Annotated in this window: 4 protein-coding genes, 1 tRNA gene and 1 pseudogene; 4 read left to right on the top strand and 2 right to left on the bottom strand. The window is 66.7% G+C overall.

Annotation, left to right across the window (positions count from 1 at the left end; translation table 11 throughout):
* The 4 genes and pseudogenes from Q0A15_RS14255 to Q0A15_RS14240 all read left to right on the top strand — a co-directional run.
* The coding region (locus Q0A15_RS14255) for a glycosyl hydrolase-related protein (RefSeq protein ID WP_291280188.1) at positions 1–505 on the top strand (505 nt) is incomplete at its 5' end.
* Between the two features lie 88 nt (positions 506–593).
* Positions 594–887: pseudogene (locus Q0A15_RS14250) on the top strand (GPP34 family phosphoprotein); the annotation flags it as partial.
* A gap of 18 nt (positions 888–905) precedes the next feature.
* Positions 906–1337 (top strand): hypothetical protein, encoded by a 432-nt coding sequence (locus tag Q0A15_RS14245; RefSeq protein WP_291280186.1) that lies wholly within the window; start codon positions 906–908, stop codon positions 1335–1337.
* Between the two features lie 169 nt (positions 1338–1506).
* On the top strand, positions 1507–2349 hold the full coding sequence (locus Q0A15_RS14240) for an aldo/keto reductase (RefSeq protein ID WP_291280185.1): 843 nt from the start codon (positions 1507–1509) through the stop codon (positions 2347–2349).
* Positions 2350–2514: 165 nt separating this feature from the next.
* Here Q0A15_RS14240 and Q0A15_RS14235 read toward each other — a convergent pair.
* A tRNA-Thr gene (locus Q0A15_RS14235) sits at positions 2515–2590 on the bottom strand.
* Positions 2591–2721: 131 nt separating this feature from the next.
* Positions 2722–4379, bottom strand: a 1658-nt coding sequence (locus Q0A15_RS14230) for an alpha/beta hydrolase (RefSeq protein WP_291280184.1), incomplete at its 5' end; no start/stop codon positions are given.

The following is a 4379-nucleotide window of genomic DNA, read 5'->3' as shown; positions in this document are numbered from 1 at the left end:
CGCCGGTGCCGTGACGACGCTGCGGTTGTCGGTGCTGCGGGCCCCCCGCTACCCTGACCCGCTGACGGATCTCGGGGTGCACCACCACAGCTACGCATTGGCGCTCGGGGTGGATGAACTCGGGGCCACTGAGCTGGGGCAACGGCTGAACTCGCGGACGCGTACGCTGACCGGGGCCGCAGGCGTTGAGCCGTTGGTCTCGGTGTCCGGTGACGGGGTATTGCTGGACGCCGTGAAGCTGGCGGAGGACCGCAGCGGAGACCTGATCGTGCGCGTGCACGAGGCCCGTGGGCGATTGGCCTCCGCGAAGATTGCTCTCGATGCCTCCGCCGCGACGGTTGCCTCCGTGGAGGAGGTCTCTCTGCTGGAAGAGGCGGTGAGCGCTGCGGCCGGCTCCGGGGCGGCCATGTTGCCCGGTGACGCCGCTGCCCACGTCGCGGACGGCCGCGTCTCGGTGAAGCTGACTCCGTTCAGCGTGCGCACCTTCCGATTCCGCCTGGCCTGATCGCGGTTCCCCCTCAAGGCGGATTCCCCCGTGAGGGGGGAAGCGCCACGACCGAGGAGGAGCACCCCCGCGTCCACGTCGTGGAGGGGAGCCGGAACGCCGGCTGCGCCAGCGGCTCGCATGGGTGCTCTCAGGGCAGACGGCGCCATCGCCGGCCGACGCCACCCTGCTGGCGATCCTGCAGTCGCTCGATGTGGCGAAGAAGATCCTCGTCTCCGAATCCGGCGGCATGCGAGGCAAGGAACTCAAGAGCCGCATCAAGGCCGTGGTCCAGGAATCCCCGACGGGGGACGCAGTACAACGTGCCGTCCAGGCGATGACCGCTGCGCTCATGTCGGCTGCGGTCATCCCGGTCGTTGTGGCGGGTGGCGCCTCCGGCTGAGTACTAAAATGGTGCGTCATGGGTCTCTTCGCATCGTTCCGCCACGGGAAGGCGGACGACCGCGAGCTGGGTCAGGCTCTCTGGCGTCAGGACCACGACCGCTTCAGACGGGCCGTGGATCGCTTCCATCAGGTGTTGGAGGGCACGGAGGACGACGGTCTCTACGCGGTCCTGCTACCGCAAGCCGACCGGTTGGGTGAGTTGGTCCCTCGCGTCCGCACCGTCTGCGTCGAGGCTCATCGGCGCTTCCCTGTGACGGGAGATGACATCCCCGGAACGCTGGAACCCACCCACCGTGCGCTCTCTCGTGCCGCCAACGAGGCTGCGGCCGCAGCCCAGGCCGCGGCGATGGCCCGCTACGCGCCCGACCCGGAGCATGTTTCCGCCACGGTCGCCCGCCGGATCGGGATCGTGGCGGACCGCGTGGCAGACGCCGAGGCAGGACTCTGAACGCGCCTTGAGCGCGTTCGTGCGGCGGAAGCCGGTCCCGTGACGACGGAACGCGCCGACGTCACCGTGAGTCACATCGTCGGGCACATGTGGCAACCAGGAATCCGCGTCAAGCGAACCGAGCGCCGGTACTCGTGACCTGGGGCGCCGTGGGTGAAACGATAGAGGCATGACCAATACTCCTGTTTCCCCGCTCCTGACCTTCAACGACGGCGCCACCATTCCGCAGCTCGGCTATGGCGTGTGGCAGGTCGAGGACAGCGTGGCCGAAGATGTCGTGGGGCAGGCCCTCAAGGCCGGCTACCGGCACATCGACACCGCCAAGGCCTACGGCAACGAGGCGGGTGTGGGGCGCGCGATCGCTTCCTCCGGCATCCCCCGCGACGAGATCTTCGTGACCACCAAACTGTGGAACACCGACCAGGGCTACGACCAGGCGCTGGCCGCGTTCGATGCCTCCATGGAACGCCTGGGTCTGGAGACGCTCGACTGCTACCTGATCCACTGGCCCGCGCCGGAACGCAATCTGCACCGCGAGACCTGGCGGGCGCTCGTTGACCTGCAGAAGTCGGGACGCGTGCGCAGCATCGGCGTCTGCAACTTCCGGGCCAACGAACTGGACGAGATCATCGAGGATTCCGGCGTCACTCCGGCCATGCTGCAGATCGAGACCCACCCATACTTCCCGCAGGCCGAACTCATCGAGTACGCCCAGTCCCACGGAATTTTGCACCAGTCCTGGTCGCCACTCGGCAACGGTTCCGATCTTCTGCAGGAGCCGGTCCTGGCGCAGATCGGTGAGCAGCTCGGTGCGACGCCGGCACAGGTGGTGCTGGCCTGGCACCGGCAGCGTGGTTCCGTGGTGATCCCCAAGTCGGTGACGCCGTCCCGGATCGTGGAGAACTTCGAGTCCCTCGAGGTGCACCTGACGGAGGAGGACATGGCGCTGATCGACGCTTTGGATCGCGGCACCGAGGGTCGCCTCGGAGGCGACCCGGCCAAGCTGAACTGACCGCCGGCATTCCAGCCGTGCCCTCCGCTACCGACCCGTTCCATGTCGGTAGCGGACGGCACCGCCTGTGCAACGGCCTGGGTGGATGTGTTGGCCGCGCACGTTGGCGTACAAGCAGAAGGTCCCCTCACCTGGTGGTGAGGGGACCTTCTGCTTCTGGATGTGTGGAGCCTCCGACCAGAATCGAACTGGTGACCTTTTTATTACGAGTAAAACGCTCTGCCGACTGAGCTACGGAGGCCGGACCCAAAAGGTCCTTGTGGCGCACACGCCACGAGAGAAAACCTTACCGGGCTACGCCGCGCCGGGTCAAAACGGAGTCGGTGCGAACGCCAGTGATCCGCCCCACGTGCGGCAGTGCGGACTGCCCCGTCAGCAGGTCCTGTCCTCCTTCGGAAGCTCTCCCTTGAGCAGGTAGGTGTCCACGACGTCGGTCACGCAGGAGTTGGAGCGTCCGTACGCGGTGTGTCCCCAGCCCTCGTAGGTGAGCAGGCGGGATCCGGGGATGAGTCCCTGCATGGTCTTGGACCAGGCGTAGGGGGTCGCAGGATCTCCGGTGGTGCCAACCACCAATGGGGCGGTTGCAGGATCCTTGACCGAGGAGTCCGCGGCTTGTTCCACGGCCTCGACCGGCCACGAGGAGCAGCCGTCGTCGTAGCCCAGGTAGCGGCCGAAGAACGGGGCGGCGTCGGTGTATTCCTTGGCCTGCGCCTTGATGTCCTGCAGCGAACCGGACCCGTGTTGGTAGTCGGCGCAATTGATGGCGGTGAACGCGTCATTGGTGTTGGAGTAGCTGCCGTCCGACGAACGGTCCGCGGCAAGGTCGGCCAACTGCAGCAGCTGGCTTCCGTCACCGTCTTCCATGCCTGAACGCAGCGCGGAGGTGAAGGTGGAGCTGATGGACGGTTCATACAGTGGCAGCAAGAGGGCACTGACGATGTCTGATGCAGGCATCTTGCGCCCGTCCGAGGTCGGGAGCGGGTTCTTGTCTGCTCCGGTCACGAAATCCAGCAGCTGCTTGCGGGCGTCCTCGACGGACCCGGTGAACGGACAGCCATCCCCGGCATCACCGTCCAGGCAGGCCTGCAGGTAGTGATCCAACGATTTCTCGAATGCAGCAGCCTGCCCCTTCCCGACCTCGGCCATGGACAGGGTCGGGTCCATGGCCCCGTCCAAGACGATGCGCCCCGCCCGGGCAGGGAAGAGCCGCAAGTAGGTGGCTCCGAGCTTGGTTCCATACGAGAACCCGGCGTAATCGAGCTGGTCCTCACCGACCACGGCGCGCATGACGTCAAGGTCTCGGGCCGCGGAATCGGTGTCCAGGTGCTCCAGCAGCCCGTTAGAACTCCTGGTTTCGCAGGCCTTTCCGTAGTCCGCCCCCGCCTTCACCATGTCCTCCAGGTCAGTGTCGGAAGTCGGTAGCCGGGCATCTTCTCGGTCCCGGTCGATCTCCTCACCGTTCTGGCAGGCCACTGCGGTGGACTGGCCCACACCGCGCGGGTCGAACCCCACGATGTCGTAGCTGTCCCTGACCGCGTCGGAGAACTGGAACGCGGCCGAGGACTTCACGTACTCCAGACCGGAACCGCCGGGCCCGCCGGGGTTCACCAGGAGGGACCCGTCCTTGGATCCCTTGGCGGGCAGTCTGTTCATGGCCAGCTCGATGGTCTCGCCATCCGGATCGTCGTAGTCCAAGGGAACCTTGATGGTGGTGCATTCCAGCTGGGCACACTCGGACCAGTTCACGTCTTGGTCGTAGAAGGACTTCAGTTCCTCCGGGACATCTGCCTTCAAGCCGGTTCCACCCTCTGCTGCTTGTGAACCGGTTCCCTGTGACCCTGTCGGAGACGGCGCAGGCGTAGCCGAACTGCAGCCGGTGGCGATCAGGGCCCCGCTCAGCACGAGGGCCACGCCGGCGGCACGGGCGCGCAGTCGCCGGTGAGCGCCGGAGCCGAGCCGGTGGCCGCGCAGGCCCGTACCGGTTCCGGTTGCGGTCGCAGCTGCGGTCCTGGCTGCGGTCGGGGTCGGGT

Origin of the sequence: Galactobacter sp. (genome assembly GCF_022712295.1) — a bacterium.
GTDB lineage: Bacteria > Actinomycetota > Actinomycetes > Actinomycetales > Micrococcaceae > Galactobacter.
This window is presented reverse-complemented; position numbering and strand designations above follow the sequence as displayed.

Excerpts from the sequence above, each read along its gene's own strand:
- Q0A15_RS14245 (WP_291280186.1), top strand. The coding sequence starts at position 906 with ATGGGTCTCTTCGCATCGTTCCGCCACGGGAAGGCGGACGACCGCGAG.
- Q0A15_RS14240 (WP_291280185.1), top strand. The coding sequence starts at position 1,507 with ATGACCAATACTCCTGTTTCCCCGCTCCTGACCTTCAACGACGGCGCC.